We start from the raw sequence: 18,089 nt of genomic DNA, 5'->3' as shown, positions 1-18,089 counted from the left end.
CGAACCAATAGGGCGCAGCCCGCCCCGACGACGGAAATCGCCCTTACGCCGGAATTGCCGGCCGACACGCGGAGTCAACTGACGGACACCGAGCGACACCCGGTGTCCAATGGCTGTCGTGACGGGCAGACGATCGGGGCACGACGAGCCGACGGCGGGCCGCCGGCGACCACCCAGCCCGGGCCCCGGGGACGGCCCGGGGCCGCGCGGGGCCGCCGTCGCCCCGCAGCCACGGCCCGGACCCGGCCCCGGCGAGGCGGCCGTCGAGGTCGAGCCGACCACCGGGGCACCGGTCGACGCGGTGCCCCGGCGGGTGCCGGTACGGCAGCCACGCACCGCCCGCTCCGCCGCCGGGGCGACCCCACCGGACGACGACGGGTTCTTCTGGGCGCCGATCGAACAGGTGCACTGGGACGGCACCCCGCTCCGCAAGGAGCCCAAGCAGCGGCGGCGGTCACCGCGCCGGCCCCGCCCCACCCGCCCCGTCCATCCGCCGGACCCACTGCGAGGGCTCACCGTGCTGCTGACGTTGAGCCTGGTGGCGGCGTTCTTCGCCTGGGTGAGCGCGGGGCCGCTCTGGCTGGCCGTCGGGCACTCCACGGCGGGGACGGTGGTGATCACCGACTGCTCGGGTGGTGGCCTCACCCAGCGCTGCCGGGGCATCTTCGCCGCCGACGACGACCGGTTCCTGACCCACGGGATACGGGTCAGCGGGGTACCGGCCGCCCGCACCGACGCCGGCACGGCGCTGCCGGCGCGGGTGACCGGACCGGGCGGGCAGACCGCGTACGTGGACACCGGGGTGGGCAGGCACCTGCGGTGGCTACTCGGCCTGCTGGCGGTGGCCGGCTGCGGGGCGGGAATCGTCCGCTGGACCGGGGCAACCCTGCTGGCCGACCCCCGACGTCGCCGCTGGGCGACCGGTGGCGGCTACGCCGGGCCGGCCCTGATCACCCTGGGCTTCCTCGTCGCCGCCTGGTGAGCGCCGCCGCCAGGCGAGTACCGCCGCCTGGTGAGCGCCGCCTCCGATGAGTGCGGCGGCCGGATGAGTGCCGCAGCCGGATCAGCGCGGCGGCCGGATGAGTGCCGCGGCCGGGCGGGCAGGTCCCGGGCGGGGCACGGGGTGGTCGGTCAGCGGTGCACGACGGTGTAGACGTCCCGACGGCGCAGCCCGTACCCGGTGGCCACCTCGGTGATCGCGTCCCGCCGGGACGTCCCGGCGGCCTCCCGCTCGGCCACCGCGGCGCGCAGCGTGTCGTCGTCGGGGCGCTCGGCGGGGGTTTCCGGCGCCCCCGCGACGACCAGGGTGATCTCGCCGCGCGGCTCGCCCCGGGCGGCCCACTCGGCGAGTTCGCCGAGTGGCCGGCGGACGACCTCCTCGTAGGTCTTGGTCAGCTCGCGGCAGAGCGCGGCGGGCCGGTCGACACCGAACGCGGCCGCCAGGTCGGCCAGGGCCGCGGCGATCCGGTGCGGGGCCTCGAAGAGGACCAGGGTGCGCGGCTCGGCGGCGAGGGCCGCCAACCGGGCCCGGCGGCCGCCGGGTGTACGGGGCAGGAAGCCCTCGAAGCAGAACCGGTCGCAGGGTAGCCCGGACAGGGCCAGGGCGGTGGTCACGGCGCTCGGACCGGGTGCCGCGGTGACCGGCACCCCGGCGTCGAGAGCGGCGGTGACCAGCCGGTACCCGGGGTCGGAGACGCTCGGCATGCCGCCGTCGGTGACCAGGGCGACCAGGTAGCCCTCGCGGAGCACCTCGACCAGTTCGGGGGTACGCCGCTCCTCGTTGCCCTCGAAGTAGGAGACGATCCGGCCGCCGACGGTGACGTCGAGATCGCGGGCGAGCCGGAGGAGCCGGCGGGTGTCCTCGGCGGCGACCACGTCGGCGGTGGCGAGGGCGTCGCGGAGCCGGGGGGACGCGTCAGCGGGGTTGCCCAACGGCGCACCGAGCAGAATCAGGCGTCCAGTCTCGGACATTTCGCCCACGAAACGCGCTCCTTCATCGATAGTCGTACCAATCTCGGGGACGATGGACGCCACCGGGCACCTTCTCAGCCTACGATCGCCGGGTGACGAGTGCGTCGACAGCACAGGGTGCGAGCGCGGACCGATCCGACCCGGAGGCACCCCCTCCCGAGGGCGGCGGAGGTGGCGTGCCGGCGATCGTCCGCCGCCGGCTCGCCACCGTCGAGAACCGGCTGGACGTGAACTCGTGGATCGCCACCGCCGTGGTGGTGGCGATCGCCGCCGTCCTGCGCCTGCTCGGGCTGAGCAGCCCGAAGGGCAAGATCTTCGACGAGATCTACTACGCCCGGGACGCCTACGGCCTGATCGACCGGGGCGTCGAGTGGAACTACAAGGACAACGGCCCGTCCTACGTGGTCCACCCGCCGCTGGGCAAGTGGCTGATCGGGCTCGGCGAGTGGGCCTTCGGCTACCAGGACGCGGAGACCAACATCTCCGTGCCGGGCCACCTGATGACCACCGCCCCGGAGTTCGGCTGGCGGATCGGCGCGGCGCTGGCCGGCATCCTCTCGGTGCTGATGCTGACCCGGATCGCCCGCCGGATGTTCCGTTCCACCACGCTCGGATGCGCCGCCGGCCTGCTGCTCGCCCTGGACGGCTTCCACCTGGTGCTCTCCCGTACCGCGCTGCTCGACATCTTCCTGCTACTGTTCGTGCTCGCCGCCTTCGGCGCGCTGGTGCTCGACCGGGACGCCCGCCGGCGGCGCTGGGCCCGCGCACTCGACGCGGGGCTCGACCCGACCGCCCCCGGCCGGGCCGGTCGCCCCGCCGGCGGCTGGCGGAACTGGCCCTGGTGGCGGCTGCTCGCCGGGGTGCTGCTCGGCTGCGCGTGCGCGGTGAAGTGGAGCGGGATCTACTTCGTGCCGGCCTTCGGGCTGCTGGCCCTGCTCTGGGAGGTCGGCGTCCGCCGGTCGGCCGGGGTACGCCGGCCGTGGCGCGACGCGCTCCTCGACGAGCTGCCCTGGCTGGTGCTCGCCGGGCTGCTGGTGGTCGGGACGTACCTGGCGACCTGGTCGGGCTGGCTGCTCTCCGACGAGGGCTACTACCGGTCCGCGGCCCGGTACCCCAACCTCCCGGGGCTCAACGACACCCCGATCATCGGCTCGCTGACCAACCTGTTCCAGTACCACAAGGCGGCGTTCGAGTTCCACACCGGTTTGGAGACGGCGCACAAGTACCAGTCGTGGCCCTGGCAGTGGTTGCTGCTGGGTCGACCGGTGGCGTTCCACTGGTCGGGCGACGGCGCGTGCGGCGCTCCGACCTGCGCCTCGGAGATCCTGCTGCTGGGCACGCCACTGCTCTGGTGGTCGTTCCTGCCGGCCCTGGGGGCCACCCTCTGGCTCGGTGTGGCACGGCGGGACTGGCGGGCCGGGGCGATCCTGGTGACCGTGGCGGCCGGTCTGCTGCCCTGGTTCTGGTACGCCCTCGACGGCCGGACGATGTTCTCCTTCTACGCCGCCCCGGCGCTGCCGTTCCTGGTGCTGGCGGTGGTCTACGTGCTCGGCGCGATCGCCACCCCCACCACCACCGGCCCCACCAGCCCGGCCCGGGCCACCCCGGCACCGGACGACCCCCTCCCCGACAGCTCCACACCGGGCAGCCCCGCACCGGACGGCTCCGCACCGGAGGGCAAGGAACCGGTCGCGGTGGGTGTCGCGGAGGGCGATGCGGCCACCGCCGAGGAGATCGCCGACCGGCGACTGATCGGTGGGGTCATCGTCGGCGCCTACGTGCTGCTGGTGGCGCTCTGCTTCGCGTACTTCTACCCGATCTTCGTCGGCAACCTCCTGCCGTACGACGACTGGTCCGCCCGGATGTGGCTGGACGGTCGCTGGATCTGATCCGACCCCGTCGCGGGGTGGTGGCCCGACGCCCGGCATTCCGGCCGGCGTCGGGCCTGCCGGGTGGTCCGCACCCGCCACCGGTCGCCATGGCGGAGGTGCTCGGAGCCGCAACACGGCCGCGGAGCCGTAGCGCGGGGCGGCGCAAGGCCGCGGAGCCGCAGCACAGGCGGCGGGAGAGCGCGACGCGCGGGACCGACGGGACGACGGCACACAAGGACGCGCCCCGATCGCCTGCCACGGGGGAAGCGGGCGATTGGGGCGCGCAAAAAGAGCTTAGCCACGTTGTGCCACCGGCACAACGGGTCGACTTCAGTCAGATTTCCGACTGATGCTTCGCACGGCAAATAGTTTACATCTAGCATCTAACGGACCGTCATCGACCGTCGAACGGACGTCCACCATCCGCCACTTGGACGACCCGGTGACCGGGTCACGACGTCGCGCAGACGCAGTGGTCCCCGGTGAGGCTCCACAGTGGATCTCACTACACTCGCCCGGTGATCAACACGAGACGACGATCGACGGCCGTCCTGATCGGACTGTTGGCGGCGACCTCGCTGACCGGCCCCGCACCGGCCCGCGCCGATGACGAGGAACCCGTCGAGCCGCCCAAGGTGGAGCTGGTGCTCGACGTGAGCGGGTCGATGCGGGCCGCCGACATCGACGGACGCAGCCGGATCTCGGTCGCCCAGCAGGCCTTCAACGAGGTGGTCGACGCACTGCCCGGGGAGACCCAGCTCGGCATCCGGGTGCTCGGCGCGACCTACCGGGGCAAGGACAAGAAGCAGGGCTGCCTGGACACCCAGCAGATCGTGCCGGTCGGACCGGTGGACCGCACCGCGGCCAAGGCGGCGGTGGCGACCCTGCGGCCGACCGGCTTCACCCCGGTCGGGCTGGCCCTGCGCTCCGCCGCCCGGGACCTCGGCACCGGCACGACCGCCCGCCGGATCGTGCTGATCACCGACGGCGAGGACACCTGCGCCCCGCCCGACCCGTGCGAGGTGGCCCGGGAGCTGGCCGCCCAGGGCACCAAACTGGTGGTCGACACGCTCGGCCTGGCCCCCGACGAGAAGGTCCGCAGGCAGCTGCTCTGCATCGCCACCGCGACCGGCGGCACCTACACCGCGGCGCAGAGCGCCGACGAGCTGACCGGCCGGATCAAGCAGCTGGTCGACCGGGCGAAGGAGACGTACACCGCCGCTCCGGCCGTGGTGACCGGGCGGGCGGAGTGCGCGAACGCGCCGCTGCTCGCCCCCGGCGTCTACGCCGACCGGGAGGAGTTCTCCGAGCACCGCTGGTACCGGGTGCCCGTCCGGCCGGGGCAGGAGCTGCGCGCGTCGGTCAGTGTGGCGCTGGACCGGCCGGTCAACCCGGACCACGCGGTGCTGCTGCGGGCCACCGCCACCGACGGCCGGGAACTGGTCCGGGGGGTCGACGCCGGCAGCGGTCGTACCGACGTGGTGTCTGCGGGGTTGCGCTGGTCGGGGACGGCGGACGGGGCGACGCCCAGCCCGTCGGCCACCGACGCGCCGGTGCCGGCCACCACGGTCTGCCTGGTGGTCAGCAACGCCTTCGCCCCCCGCCCGGGAACCCGGGCCGCACCCGGCATGCCGGTCGAGCTGACCATCGACGTGGTCGCCTCCTCCCCCGCCCCGGCCGCGCCGGACCTCGGGCGCGGCTGGGTGCTGCTGCTCCTGCTCACCCTGGCCGGGCTGCTCACCGGCCTGGTCGTCGGGCTGCTCACCCGCTGGTGGGTGGCGACGTGGAGGACGAACTGACCATGCGTACCCCGATCATCCGGACCAGCGCGGCGCTGGTCGCCGCCGGACTGGCCCTGCTCGTCGCCCCCCGCCCGGCCACCGCCGCGCCCACCCCCTCCCCCGGCGCCACCCCGGTCACCCGGGCCGGGACGTCCTTCCTCACCGCCACCGTCATCGCGGCCGGTCAACCGGTCCGGGTGAGCGCCTCCACCGGCGACTTCCTGTACTGGTCGTTCCCGGCGACGGCGGGGCAACGGCACGAGGTCACCGCTACGGTGTCCCTGCCCAAGGCCCGCACCGGCGCGTCCACCTGGACGGTGGAGGTCTTCGACGGGCTGCGTCGCCGACAGGCCTGCACGGCCGGGGCGCAGACCCCGACGGTGGCCGCGTCGGCGGGCAGCGTGGCGCTGGGCTGCACGCTGCGTCAGGTGCGCTCCTGGGCGGAACCGTGGTCGGCCGACCCGCTGCCCGGCACCTACTTCGTCCGGCTGTCCGTGACCGAGCTGCCCGAACCCGACCTGGGGCAGCCGGTCGACGTGGAGCTGCTGGTGTCCGCCGAGGGCGAGGGCTCGCGCGACGACGGCGAGTTGCGGGCGCCGCTGGTGCCGAACACCCGGGCCGGCACGGTGCTGACCGGGGAGCCGGCAGCCGCCCCCGCCGAGTCCGACGACGACTGGTTCGACGGCGACTGGCTGCCGACGCTCGGCTCGCGGTGGGCGTGGAGCACCGTCGGCGGCGCGCTCGCCGCCGTCGCCGGGGTGGTCGGCTTCGCGCTGACCCGCCGCCCCCGCCGCCGCTGACGGCCCGGCAGCCGGCTCCGGGGCCGGCCTTGATGCCGGAGCCGGCCGCCCGGCCCCGCCGCCGCTGGCCGGTCCTGACGCCGGGCCGACTGCCCGCGGTGACCGGTGCCGACGTCGGGGCAGGCTGACCGCGACGGGGCGGTCCGGTGTCACCCGGTTGCGGTACGTTCACCTGCCATGGCCGATGGTCCGCTCACCGGGCGGACCGGCGGCGGTCGTACCGGAAGGGGTGGGTTGATGCGTGACCTGCTGCCGGCGGCGGTCTCGGTGGCGGTGGCCGAGACGGCCGACTGGGTGGGTGAGCTGCTCCCGGCGGAGCGGGCCGGGCTGGGCGAGCGGGCGGTGGAGAGCCGACGGCGGGACTTCACCGCCGGTCGGGTCTGCGCCCGCCGGGCGATGACCGCCCTCGGTTTGCCGGCCGCCCCGGTCCCGGCCGCGCCCAACCGCGCGCCGGTCTGGCCGGCGGGGCTGGTCGGCACCATCACCCACACCCGGGGCTACTGCGCCGCCGCCGTCGCCCGCCACGCCGACCTGCGCGCGGTCGGCATGGACGCCGAGCGGGACAAGGAACTCAACGCCGGGGTACGCCGGCTGATCATGTGCCCCGAGGAGGAGGACCACCTGGCCCGGCTGCCCGGCGGGGTGAACTGGCCGGTGGTGGTGTTCAGCGCCAAGGAGACCGTCTACAAGGTCTGGCACCCCGTGGTCAGATCCTGGTTGGATTTCCTCGACGCCACCGTCGAGCTGGAACCGGACACCGGCGTCTTCACCGCCCGGATCAGCCCGGCACGGGTGTCGGCGGCCACCGTGGCCGACCCGCCCGCCCTGGTCACCGGCCGGTTCGCGGTCGAGGGCGACCTGGTCCGCACGGCGGCCGTGCTGCCCCTGCGCTGAGCCCTTGCCGCCACCCACTAGCGTCCAGGAGTTACGACCGTCGACCGCGTGCGAGGAGTACGGTGAGCCAGCCCCAACCCCCGTCCGGGCCGCAGGACCCCGACCAGCCGCCCTCCGGGGCGGCGCAGCCGTTCCCGCCGGCATCCGACCGACCGAAGCCGGTGGACCCCACCGCCGCGCTGCCACCGGTCCCGGAGCCGCCGCCTTCCTACTCCACCGACCCGTATGCACCGCCGTCGCCGTACGCGCCACCGCCGGTTTCCGGCGTTCCGCAGCCGGCGTCCGGGCAGCCCTACCCGTCGTACCAGCCGGGCACGGCACCCCCGCCGGTCTCGGGTGCGGGCTACCCGCCGGTCTCGGGCGGGGGCTACCCGCCGTCCGCCCCGGGCCATCCGCCGGTCTCCGGTGCGGGGTATCCGACGCCCACTCCTGGCTATCCGCCGGTCTCCGGTGCCGGATACCCGCCGCCGCCCGGCGGGCCGGGTGGACCCGGTTACCAGTGGGGACCGCCGCCGGCCGCCTCGTCGGGCAAGAAGGTCTGGATCATCATCGGCGTGGTGGTCGCCGTGGTGCTGCTGCTCTGCTGCGGTGGCCTCGTCGTCGCGGCGGTGGCCGGGAGCCAGCGGGCCGACGAGGCGGCCGAGGAGACCCACCGCCCCGTGCCGGCCCCCGACGTCACCAGGGTGCCGGGGCTGCCCGGCGACCGACCGTCGGCCGGGCCGTCGTCCACCGACGACGAGACGTTCAACCTCAGGGCCGGTGAGACGCTGGTGATCAACGACGACGACGGGACCATCGAGATCACCGTCCGGAGTTTCACCACCTCGTCCAAGGGCTGCCGCTCGTTCGCCCCGCCGCCGAACAAGGGTATGTACCTGATCGCCGACGTCACCGCCACGGTGACCAAGGGCACGGCATCGATCAATCCGTTCTACTTCCAGTGGGTGGCCGACGACGGCACCACGGTCAACGGGCTGGCCGGCGCGCTGTCCGGCTGCGGCGGCGACATGCTCGACTCGGGCAGCGGCATGCGGGCCGGCAGCAAGCGGTCCGGCGCGGTGGTCTTCGACGTGGCCGACAAGTCGGGCGCGGTCGAATACCAGCACAAGTTCGAGGCGGCCGGTTCCTGGAAGCCCTGACCTCCCAGGTCCCGTGCCGGGCCGGCTCCCCGGTGGGAGCCGGCCCGGTCCCGTCACCGCCCCTGCCCGGTTCCGTCACCGCCCCGGTCCCGCCCGGTCCCGTCACCGCCCGGCCCGGCCTGTGGCGGAGGCGGCGGCACCCGGTCCGGTCCCGCCCGGTCCGTGGGGGGCCGGGATCGCTGCCGCGTCTTGAAACGGGTCCGGTGCGGGCGGATGCTGATGGCATCGACCTTCACCGATCGACTTGGAGGTGGGAGATGCGCCGTCTCTCGCTCGCTGCCCTGACCCTGGCCGTCGCCCTACTGCCGGCGACCCCGGCCGTCGCGTACGCCGGTGCCACCGACCCGGTGGCCGTGCCGCCCGGGTCCACCGGACCGGCCGCGGCAACCGCTCTACAGGACGTGCGGACCGTCGGTACCACCTGGGGTCCGGATCCGACGACCGGCCGGCTGACCCTCACCGTCGACGACACCGTCCACCCCGAGCAGGTACGCGCGCTACGCGTCACCGCCGCACGGGCCGGGGCGGACCTGCGCCACGAGCCCGGTCGGCTGCGCCTCCTCATCGCCGGCGGGCAGGCCGTCTACGGCGGTGGTGCCCGCTGCTCGCTGGGCGCGAACGTGCGCAGCGGCACCACCTCCTACTTCCTCACCGCCGGGCACTGCACCGCCGCCGCGACGACCTGGTACGCCGACGCCGGTCAGACCACCGCGCTGGGCACCCGCGTCGCCAGCAGTTTCCCCACCAACGACTACGGCCTGGTCCGCTACACCGGGCGGGTCGACCGGCCGAGCGCCGTCTACACCTACCCCGGCCTGCTCACCATCAAGGGTGTGGGCACTGCGTACGTCGGCCAGGCGGTCTGCCGCAGCGGTTCCACCACCGGCGTCCGGTGTGGCACCGTGACCGCTCTCAACCAGACGGTCAACTGGGCCGAGGGCAGCGTGTCCGGACTGATCCGCACCAACATCTGCGCCGAGCCCGGCGACAGCGGCGGTCCGCTCTACGTCGCCGCGACCGGGATGATCATCGGCATCCTCTCCGGGGGCAGCGGCAACTGCACCAGCGGCGGCACCACCTTCTACCAGCCGATCGCCGAGGCGCTCGCCGCCTACGGCGTCACCATCCCCTGAACCGGCCGCCCGGCCCGGCCGAGCCGAGGGCCGGGGCCGGGCGGGCCGGGCGGGCCGGGCGGGCCGGGGCGGGGCGGGGCGGGGCGGGGCGGGCGACCTACTCCCCGCCGGTCCCGGTGATCAAGAGGTTTGAGGCAAGCTAGAGATCAAAGACGACTCAAACCTCTTGATCGCCGGAACGAGCATGCGGGCGGGGGTGAGCACGCCGGGGTGAGCATGCGGGCGGGGGTGAGCGCGCGGGGGGAGCACCCGGGCGGGGGTGAGTGAGCCGGCCCCAGGAGGCATCGGATCGGTGTCGTCGGAGGTCGGTGGGTCAGCGCCGCGAGAGGCGGACGTGGTACCGAATCTGGTCGGCGGGCTCCCGCCGGTAGTGCACCTCCTGGATCTGCCGGTCGTTGCCGTACACGGCGACGGACGCCAGCTCACCCAGGTGGTCCAGAGGTCCCCGGTGACCCTTCGACTCCAGCACGTCGGCGATGCCGCCCAGGTAGTTGGTGGCGTCCGACGGTGGCTCGGCCGGGCTCTCCAGCACGACGTCCAGCGCGAGCGGCCCGTCCGGGAAGAGCGGTCCCGGCCCCTCGCCGAGGGCCTTCCGCGCAGCGTGGAGCAGGGCCAGCACCCGGTCGGCGTAGCAGTGACCAGCAGCGAACATCGACTTGGCCTCGTTCTTGGCCGGCGGCAGTCCCTGCACCCAGAAGCTGATCTCCGTCATCGCTCCACTCTCTGCCCTCGTCGGCGGCGACACAGGTGCGGCGGCCCGCCGGAAACGGCACGACCCTGCTGCGGTACTTCGCTGACGCACCAGAGCGAAAAAGGCCGCCTCCGTGTCACGGAGACGGCCTTTGCACTGGGTGGAGCTGAGGGGACTCGAACCCCTGACCCCCTCGATGCGAACGAGGTGCGCTACCAGACTGCGCCACAGCCCCTCTGCCGGCAGACCGGCTCCGGTCCCACCCGGCTTTCACCGGGCGGGCCGGCAGCAAGACTAACAGCCCACCCACCCCCCGGGCGAATCACCCCTCCCACCACCCGGGCCACCTGCTCCGCCGCGCCGGCGGGCCGAAGATGCGGCATCTGATCGCCCCGACAGCACAACTTCGACCCAAGAAAGTCGATCACGCCGCCCCGGCGAGGCGGGCATGTGCCGCCCCGGCGAGGCGGGCATGCGCCGGCCAAACTAGGCGGGCATGCGCCGGCCAAACTAGGCGGGCATGCCGCCCCGGCGAGGCAGACACGCCGCCCAAGCGAGTCGATCACGCCGCCCGGGGCGAGGCGGGCATGCCGCCCCGGCGAGGCAGACACGCCGCCCAAGCGAGGCGATCACGCCGCCTGGGCGACGCGGGCATGCGCCGGCCAAGCGAAGCGGACACGCAGCCCGGCCGAGGCGAGGCAGGACAGGCGGGGGTCAGCGGGGGTCGCGGCCGGACTGGTACGGGCGTCCGCGCAGGCCACCGGAGCGGCGGTACGACACCGAGGCGCCCCCGCTGGCCGCCGCCGGCAGGTCGGTCGGCCGATCGAGACCCATCGCGGTACGGCGTACCGCCTCGCGTTGTGCGGCCAGTCGGCGCTGCGCCTCCCGACGGGCCGCCGCCCGGCGGGCCTGCTCGCGGCGCACCTCGGCCTGCCGGGCGGCCAGCCAGGCCTCCTCCCGGGCCCGGATCCGCCGCCGCCGACGCTCGGCCAACGCCCGCCGCCGCAGGTGTACGACGTACACGACGAGCAGGGCGGCGGTGACCGAGAAGCTGATCCAGAACCCGGGGCTGACCAGGATCACGCCGACCAGCTCGACGAAGTTGAGCAGCAGCAGCGCGGCGAGCACCCGGCGTCGCCGGTAGACGACCGGGGTGTGGTGCCGCTCACGGGGCGGCCGGCGACGGGCCTGCCGGGGGGCGGGCGGCACGGCGCGCAGGCGACCCGAGCGTCGGCCGGCGGGCGGGGCGGCTCGACGGGCCGGGGCCGGCGGCGCGGAGACCGGTGCGGTGAGGTTCCCGGTGGCGGCGTCCTCGGCCAGGGTGACCACGAGCGCCCGGGGCTGGTTGACCGGTCGCCGGCCGGGGACAGTACGACGCCGCCGGCGGCGCTGGAGCACCCGCGCCGTCGACTGCGCCCGCTCCGCCACCAGCCGCTCGGTGGCGTCGTACCGACGGACCAGCGCCGGCGCGAGGGCGAGCAGACCGGCGGCGGCGAGGACGGCGAGGAGCACCGAGGTCGGCACCCTCACCCCTCCCGTCACCGAATTTCGGGACAACCACCGAACATCAGCAAGATCTTTCCCGAAAGATCACTCTCGACGCAGATCCTGCGGTCGGGCGGTGCTTGCCGCAGCTTGCAGTTACTTGAGGTTACGGGCCACCGACCGGGATACCGGCACGCCGCGCCGATCCCGCCCGGGGGGACGGCTCACCCGACGTCGTGGCGCAGCCGGTGCCAGCGGGCCAGCAGACCGCCGTCGGCCGCCGCCTCCTCACTGGTCATCGCGTATCCGATGTGGTCCCGCCAGGCCCCGTCGATGTGCATGTAGCGCACGTGGTACGCCTCCTCGCGGAAGCCCAGCTTCTCCACCACCCGCCGGGACGGCTTGTTCTCCGGCCGGATGTTCACTTCCACCCGGTGCAGGCCCCCCGGGCCGAACGCGTGGTCGACGGCGAGCGCCATCGCGGTGGGGATCACCCCGCGCCCGGCCGCCCGGGAGTCCACCCAGTAGCCGACGTAGCCGGAGCAGAACGCCCGCCGGACGATGCTGCCCACGTTGAGGTGCCCGACCAGCCGTTCCTGCCCGCCCTCGCGCAGACAGACCGCGAACGGCATTCCCTCGCCGGTCCGCGCGGAACGCCGCTGGTCGGCGTGCACGTACCGGAACGCCGCCGTTGAGTTGGCCTCGTTCCAGCTACCGGGCAGGTGCGACTCCCACGGCGACAGCCACGCCTGGTTCGCCCGCCGTACCTCCGACCAGGCGACGGCGTCGGAACGTCGGTACGGCCGCAGCACCACCGGACCGTCCATCAGCACCACCGGCCACCCCGGCGCCCGCCCGAACCAGCTCACCGCGCCGACCTCCCGTCCACGGCCGGGACGCCGACCGCCCCGAACCGGCTCACCGCCGCCGGTCCAGCAGCAGCACGTCCACCGTGGAGCCGGCGGCGGCGGTGGTCACCCGCTCACCGAGCACCATCAGGCCGTTCGCCTCGGCCAGCCCGGAGAGGGTGTACGGCCCACCGCTGAGCGGCTGCACCGTGTAGCCCCCGCCGCGCCGCTCGGCCACGTGCGCGGGCCGGAACTCGCGCAGCCCGCCGGGCGACGAGATGGTCTCCAACAGGTGCGCCCGTACGCTCGGCCGGAACACCGGCTCCGCGCCGGCCAGCAGCTGGATCGCCGGCCGGGCCAGCACCTCGAAGCCGATCAGCGCCGCACCGGGCTCACCGGGAAGACACACCACCGGCACCTCCTCGGCGCCGACGGTACCGAACCCGAGGGCCGTGCCGGGGTACAGCGCCACGTCGGTGAAGGTCACCGGCCCGGCCCGGCCGCCCTCCCGGCGGGACAGGATCCGCCGAACCATGTCGCCGGGGCCGGTGCCGGTGCCACCGGTGGTGATGATCAGATCGGCCCGCAGGGTCTGGTCCTCCAGCAGCCCGCGCAGCCCCTCCGGGTCGTCGTCGCAGATCCCCACCCGGTACGCCAACGCGCCCACCTCGGCGGCGGCGGCGGTCAACGCGTGCGAGTTGGCGTCCACCACCTGACCGGGCTGGCTGCCCCGCCCCACGTCGACCAGCTCGTCCCCGGTGGCCACGATGACCACCCGGGGGCTGGGCCGCACCACCACGTGCCCGATGCCGGTGGCGGCGAAGACGGCCACCAGCGCCGGCGTGACGTACGTGCCGGCACGGGCGAGGACGGTGCCGGCGGGCAGCTCCTCACCGGCGCGGCGGACGCCGTACCCGCGCTTGGGGATGCGGAAGATCTCCACCGCCGCCATGCCCTGGTCGGTCCACTCCACCGGCACCACCACGTCGGCGGCGATCGGCATCGGCGCACCGGCCGCCACCGAGAAACACGAGCCGGGAGTGAGCCGCACCGGACGCCAGCTCGCCGCGCCGAGGTCACCGACCACGTTGAGCCGTACCGGACGGCCCGGCCCCGGCGAGGGGACCGGGCCGTACCCGACGAGGTCCTCCCAGCGCGCGGCGTACCCGTCCACCGCGGCCTGGTCGAAGGCGGGGAACGAGTGCGGGGCGACGACGTCCGAGGCGAGGACGTTGCCGTAGGCCTGGGTGAGGTCGAGGTCGAGCGGGGGCAGCGCGCGTAACCTGCGCAGCACGCTGCCCAGGTAGTCGGCGAGCGGCGTCAACTCGTTCGCGGCCGCCTCGGCGTCGGCCGTCGAGGTCATGTACCGGAGCCGCCCGCCGCGTCACGTACCCCGTTGAGGATCGCCGCCGTGACGGTCTCGTCGCCGTTGTTGACGAACTCGGTCAGCCAGCTGCGGAACTCGGCCCCGAGGTCCTCCCGCTCGACGGCGATCTGCACGACTGTCTGGAGGTAGCCCAGCGGCATGCCGGTGTCGTAGCGGGTGCCCCGGTAGACGATCGCGTGCACCGGCACCCCCTCGGCGCGCAGCAGCTCCATCGCGTCGGTGAGCTGGATCTCCCCGCCGCTGCCCGGTTCGGTACGCCGGATCGCGTCGAAGATCCGTCCCGGCAGGACGTACCGGCCGAGGACCGCCAGGTTGCTCGGGGCCTCCTCCGGCTGCGGCTTCTCCACCATGCCGGTGACCTTCACGACCTCGCCGAGGTCGGTCAGCTCGGCCTCGGCCGGCTCGACCGAGGCGATCCCGTACCGCTTGGTCTCCGCCGGATCGACCTCGAAGAACGCCAGCACCACACCACCGGTGCGGGCCTGCAGCTCCAACATGGCCGGCAACAGCGGCTCGGACGGCTTGACGAACTCGTCGCCGAGGAGCACCGCGAAGGGCTGGTCGCCCACGTGCGACTCGGCGTACCCGACGGCGTGGCCGAGGCCGAGCTGCTCCGGCTGCCGGCAGGTGTAGATCTCGGCCAGCTCGCTGGGGCGCTTCACCGCGGCCAGCCGTTCGGCGTCCCCCTTGGCCTCCAGCCGGGCCTCCAGGTCGGGACGCCGGTCGAAGTGGTCCACCATCGACGTCTTGCCCCGACCGGTGATCAGCAGCACGTCGCCGATGCCGGCCTGGGCGGCCTCCTCGACGATGTACTGGAGCACCGGTCGATCGATCACCGGCAGCAGCTCCTTGGGCACCGCCTTCGTGGCCGGCAGGAACCGGGTGGCCAGGCCGGCGGCCGGGATCACGGCCTTGACCGCACGGGCACGACCGGTCGCGGCGGTCGTTGAGGGGTTCGCTGAGTGCTCCGACATGCCGCGAGACTATCGGCCACGGCTCTGCCGCGGCGGGTGAGGACCGGAAGACGCGCCGCCCGGCTGCGTCACACCGGGGGTGCCGACGGCGTGCCGACCGGTCGGCTGCTCGGTCCGCGCGCCGTCGGCGGGGGTCCGGTCGGCGGCCGACCGGTCGGAGGGGGGCTGGTCGGCGGCGGACGGACCGGTGGGGGGACCGGCGCGGGGCGGATCGTCGTCCCCGACCGCCGTTCCCGCCGGGACCGCCGTCGGATCGGCCGGCACCTCCCCGCCCGGCACCGGTCGCGGACGCGCGGTCGCCACCCGGTAGCCGTCCCGGCCCGCGCCCTTGGCCGCGTACAACGCCTCGTCGGCGGCGTCCAGCACCTCCGTGCCGGTGCCGGCGTGGTCCGGGTAGACGGCGATGCCGATGGAGACCGACATCGTGATCGTCGTCGGGGTTCCGGTGTGGCCGGCCACCACGACCGGGGTCTCCCGGACCGCCGCGCCCAGCCGCTCGGCGACGGTCGCCGCGCCCCGGGCGTCGGTCTCCGGCAGCAGCACCACGAACTCCTCACCCCCCTGCCGGAAGGCCAGGTCCACCTCGCGGATCTCGCCCCGGACCCGACGGGCGAACTCGGCGAGCACCGCGTCCCCGGCGGCGTGCCCGTAACTGTCGTTGACGATCTTGAAGCGGTCCAGGTCGAGGACCAGGATGCTGAGCATCCGACCGAACCGGTTGGCCCGCTCCACCTCCCGGCGCAACGACTCCCGCAGGTAGCGGTAGTTCCACAGCCCGGTCAGCGGGTCGGTCAGCGACAGCCGCTGCGCCTCCTCGTGCACCCGGACGTTCTCCACCGCCACCGCCGCGTGCCCGGCGAAGGTCCGCAGGGTGGCCAGGTCGTCGTCGTCGAACTCGTCACCCCCGAGCCGGTCGTAGAGGACCAGCACGCCGACCGCCGGATCCCGGCCGGCGGCCTCCCCGGCGGGCGCGGTGAACGGCACCGCCACGTACGTCTCGCACCACGGCTCGCCGGACGGCGTCGGGCCGGGTCGGACCCGCCCGCGTTGCGGCTCGCCGGTGGCGGCGACCGCACCGACCACCCCCGCGCCGACCGGCATCCGCAGCTCCTCCGGATCGGTGCCCGCCGGGCAGCGCCCGGCCAGCCCCTCGACGCACTGCCCGACGAGCATCCCGGCGTCGTCGCGCAGCAGCACCGCCCCGGCCCGCGCCCCGGTCGCCGCGATGGCGCTGTGCAGGATCACCCGCAGGATGCGTTGCAGATCGTGGGTGCTGGCCAGGGTGTCCCCGAGCACCCCGAGATGGCCGCGCAGCTGGTCCCGGCTGCTGGTCAACGCCGCGACGTAGCCGGCGGTCTCCCGGATCATCCGGTTGAACGCGGCGGCGAGCCGGCCGATCTCGTCCCGGCTGCGCACCGGCACCCGGGCGGTCAGGTCGCCCCCGGCCACCCGGTCCACCGCGCCGGCCAGCTCCACCAGCGGCCGGGTGGTCACCCGGGCCAGCCGCCACGCGGTCAGCACGGCCAGCGCGGCGGCCAGCAGCACCGCCCCGAGCAGCACGACCGGCAGGCCCGACGACTGCCCACCGGGCACCGAGAGGACCAGCGGCAGCGGCTGCCCCGGGGCCGGTCCGAGCCGCCGGACGTACCGGCCGTCGGGGGTGGCGGTGACCCGCTCGCCGTCGGCCGTGCCGGCGGCGGCCAGCACCGCCGCGCGTACCCCGTCGGTTTCGGTGGTGTGGGCGATCCGGCCGGGACCGGCGGTGTCGTCGAGGAGGGTGACCGCGACGCCGGTCACGGCGGCCAACCGGGCCACGAACGCCGAGTCGACCAGCTCGGCGGCGGCCACCGCGCCGAGCGGCGTGCCGGCCGGGTCGCGCAGGTCCACCCGGGCGCTGATGGCCCGCACCGGCCCGCCGGTCCGGACGCCCGCGCAGTCCTGCCAGCCGGTGGCGGGTCCACCCGGGGTGGCGTACGTGACGCCACCGGCCCGGTCGGTGACCAGCACCGCGGCGGCCAGCCCCCGGCTGACCACCTGGCCGGCCGCGCCCGCCCGGCCGGCCGGGTCGGGGCGCAGGGCCACCGCGTCGGCGGCGGCCCGCAACTGCTGGCAGAGCGCGTCGATCGAGGTACGTACGGCGGTCGCGGCCAGGCTGAGCCGTTCGGTGGACCGGCTCCGGTCCACCGTCGACAGCGTGGTTCCGACGAAGACCGCACCGAGCACCACCGGGCCGAGCACCACCGTGAGAAAGGCCGCCGTCAACCGCCCGCGTAGCGTCAACGTTCTTCCCCCCGGAAGTTCCAGGCCCGTTCCTGCGATGCTGACACAGAGCGACCGGCCGCACGGCGTTGCGTCAGGAGTGTTGCGTGCCCAATTTCTCCGATCACGCGGATGCCGTCCCGGCGGCCAAACGCGAGACACGCGTCGCGCTGCTCGCCCGCCGCCGGGCGCTCACCGCACCGCAGCGGGTCGCCGCCGCGCGGCACGTCCAGGCCGAGCTGACCGATCTGGTACGCCGTCTGCGGCCGACCACGATGACCGCCTACGTGCCGGTCGGCTCCGAACCGGGCGGCCCCGACCTGCCCGACGTGCTCCGGGCCGCGCTGCCGGCCGGGGCGGACCTGCTGCTGCCGGTGCTCCGCACCGACCTCGACCTGGACTGGGCCCCGTACGCCGGGCCGGGCACCCTGGTCGCCGCCGGCCGGGGCATGCGCGAGCCGGACGGCCCGCGCCGGGGCCGGGCCGCGGTCACCGGGGCCACCCTGGTCGTGGTGCCCGCGCTGGCGGTCGACCGGCGCGGGCTGCGGCTGGGCCGGGGTGGCGGTTCCTACGACCGGGCGCTGGCCCGGGTGCCGGCGGCCGTCCTGACCGTGGCGCTGCTGCACGACGGCGAACTCCTCGCGGCGCTGCCCGCCCAGCCCCACGACCGCCCGGTGGGCGCGGCGCTCACCCCGTCGGACGGCCTGCGCCGGCTGCCCACGGCCGCGCTCTGAAGGCCGGCCGTACCGCCGCTCCGGACGACCACCTCCGCTCCCCCGGACGGCTCAGCCCGGCCGCGTCCCGCCGCACCCGCTCCCCGACGCGTCGGCGTGCCGACGCCTGCCCGGCTCCGCGA

15 protein-coding genes and 1 tRNA gene are annotated in these 18,089 nt (G+C 75.0%); 8 read left to right on the top strand and 8 right to left on the bottom strand.

Annotated features, from left to right (window positions below; translation table 11 throughout):
- Positions 1-109 precede the first annotated feature (109 nt).
- A complete protein-coding gene (locus tag O7625_RS11410; RefSeq protein ID WP_282345795.1) occupies positions 110-982 on the top strand; it encodes a hypothetical protein in 873 nt (290 codons plus the stop codon).
- A gap of 149 nt (positions 983-1,131) precedes the next feature.
- On the opposite strand, the gene rsmI is transcribed toward O7625_RS11410, so the two are convergent.
- Positions 1,132-1,980, bottom strand: coding sequence for a 16S rRNA (cytidine(1402)-2'-O)-methyltransferase (rsmI, locus tag O7625_RS11405; protein ID WP_282345794.1), 849 nt, complete (start codon positions 1,978-1,980; stop codon positions 1,132-1,134).
- A gap of 83 nt (positions 1,981-2,063) precedes the next feature.
- Between rsmI and O7625_RS11400 the strand changes: the two genes are divergently transcribed.
- The 6 genes from O7625_RS11400 to O7625_RS11375 all read left to right on the top strand — a co-directional run bounded on the left by O7625_RS11400 (position 2,064) and on the right by O7625_RS11375 (position 9,589).
- A complete protein-coding gene (locus tag O7625_RS11400) occupies positions 2,064-3,860 on the top strand; it encodes a phospholipid carrier-dependent glycosyltransferase (protein WP_348774000.1) in 1,797 nt (598 codons plus the stop codon).
- Between the two features lie 500 nt (positions 3,861-4,360).
- Positions 4,361-5,641: a VWA domain-containing protein gene (locus O7625_RS11395; RefSeq protein WP_067307127.1), complete on the top strand. Its 1,281-nt coding sequence runs from the start codon at positions 4,361-4,363 to the stop codon at positions 5,639-5,641.
- Between the two features lie 2 nt (positions 5,642-5,643).
- Positions 5,644-6,423, top strand: coding sequence for a peptidase (locus O7625_RS11390; protein ID WP_282346907.1), 780 nt, complete (start codon positions 5,644-5,646; stop codon positions 6,421-6,423).
- A gap of 237 nt (positions 6,424-6,660) precedes the next feature.
- Complete coding sequence (locus O7625_RS11385) at positions 6,661-7,317, top strand: 4'-phosphopantetheinyl transferase superfamily protein (protein WP_282345791.1); 657 nt, start codon at positions 6,661-6,663, stop codon at positions 7,315-7,317.
- Between the two features lie 62 nt (positions 7,318-7,379).
- Complete coding sequence (locus O7625_RS11380; RefSeq protein ID WP_282345790.1) at positions 7,380-8,456, top strand: DUF4352 domain-containing protein; 1,077 nt, start codon at positions 7,380-7,382, stop codon at positions 8,454-8,456.
- A 257-nt stretch (positions 8,457-8,713) separates the two neighbouring features.
- Positions 8,714-9,589, top strand: a complete 876-nt coding sequence (locus O7625_RS11375) for a S1 family peptidase (protein ID WP_282345788.1) — start codon at positions 8,714-8,716, stop codon at positions 9,587-9,589.
- Between the two features lie 313 nt (positions 9,590-9,902).
- Here O7625_RS11375 and O7625_RS11370 read toward each other — a convergent pair whose 3' ends face one another.
- The 7 genes from O7625_RS11370 to O7625_RS11340 form a co-directional block, all read right to left on the bottom strand.
- Complete coding sequence (locus tag O7625_RS11370; RefSeq protein WP_282345787.1) at positions 9,903-10,301, bottom strand: hypothetical protein; 399 nt, start codon at positions 10,299-10,301, stop codon at positions 9,903-9,905.
- 140 nt (positions 10,302-10,441) lie between these two features.
- Positions 10,442-10,515: transfer RNA gene (locus O7625_RS11365), tRNA-Ala, on the bottom strand.
- 479 nt (positions 10,516-10,994) lie between these two features.
- Positions 10,995-11,810, bottom strand: a complete 816-nt coding sequence (locus O7625_RS11360) for a hypothetical protein (protein ID WP_172898404.1) — start codon at positions 11,808-11,810, stop codon at positions 10,995-10,997.
- Positions 11,811-11,989: 179 nt separating this feature from the next.
- Positions 11,990-12,592, bottom strand: a complete 603-nt coding sequence (locus O7625_RS11355; protein ID WP_282346906.1) for a GNAT family protein — start codon at positions 12,590-12,592, stop codon at positions 11,990-11,992.
- A 91-nt stretch (positions 12,593-12,683) separates the two neighbouring features.
- Complete coding sequence (gene glp, locus O7625_RS11350; protein ID WP_067314699.1) at positions 12,684-13,976, bottom strand: gephyrin-like molybdotransferase Glp; 1,293 nt, start codon at positions 13,974-13,976, stop codon at positions 12,684-12,686.
- The gene (locus O7625_RS11345) at positions 13,973-14,974 is read right to left on the bottom strand and encodes a UTP--glucose-1-phosphate uridylyltransferase (protein WP_282345786.1); all 1,002 of its coding nucleotides are present in this window, start codon (positions 14,972-14,974) and stop codon (positions 13,973-13,975) included. The genes glp and O7625_RS11345 overlap by 4 nt, the downstream gene beginning before the upstream one ends.
- Before the next feature lie 9 nt (positions 14,975-14,983).
- Positions 14,984-17,254 carry a diguanylate cyclase gene (locus O7625_RS11340; RefSeq protein WP_282345785.1) on the bottom strand — a complete coding sequence of 757 codons (2,271 nt, stop codon included), beginning with the start codon at positions 17,252-17,254 and terminating at the stop codon, positions 14,984-14,986.
- Positions 17,255-17,340: 86 nt separating this feature from the next.
- Here O7625_RS11340 and O7625_RS11335 point away from each other — a divergent pair, with 86 nt between their 5' ends.
- Complete coding sequence (locus tag O7625_RS11335) at positions 17,341-17,967, top strand: 5-formyltetrahydrofolate cyclo-ligase (protein WP_282345783.1); 627 nt, start codon at positions 17,341-17,343, stop codon at positions 17,965-17,967.
- The last annotated feature ends 122 nt before the right edge of the window (positions 17,968-18,089 follow it).

The sequence above is a fragment of the Micromonospora sp. WMMD714 genome, from assembly GCF_029581315.1.
GTDB lineage: Bacteria > Actinomycetota > Actinomycetes > Mycobacteriales > Micromonosporaceae > Micromonospora > Micromonospora rifamycinica.
Note: the sequence above shows the minus strand (reverse complement) of the source record. Positions and strands in the feature narration are given on the sequence as shown.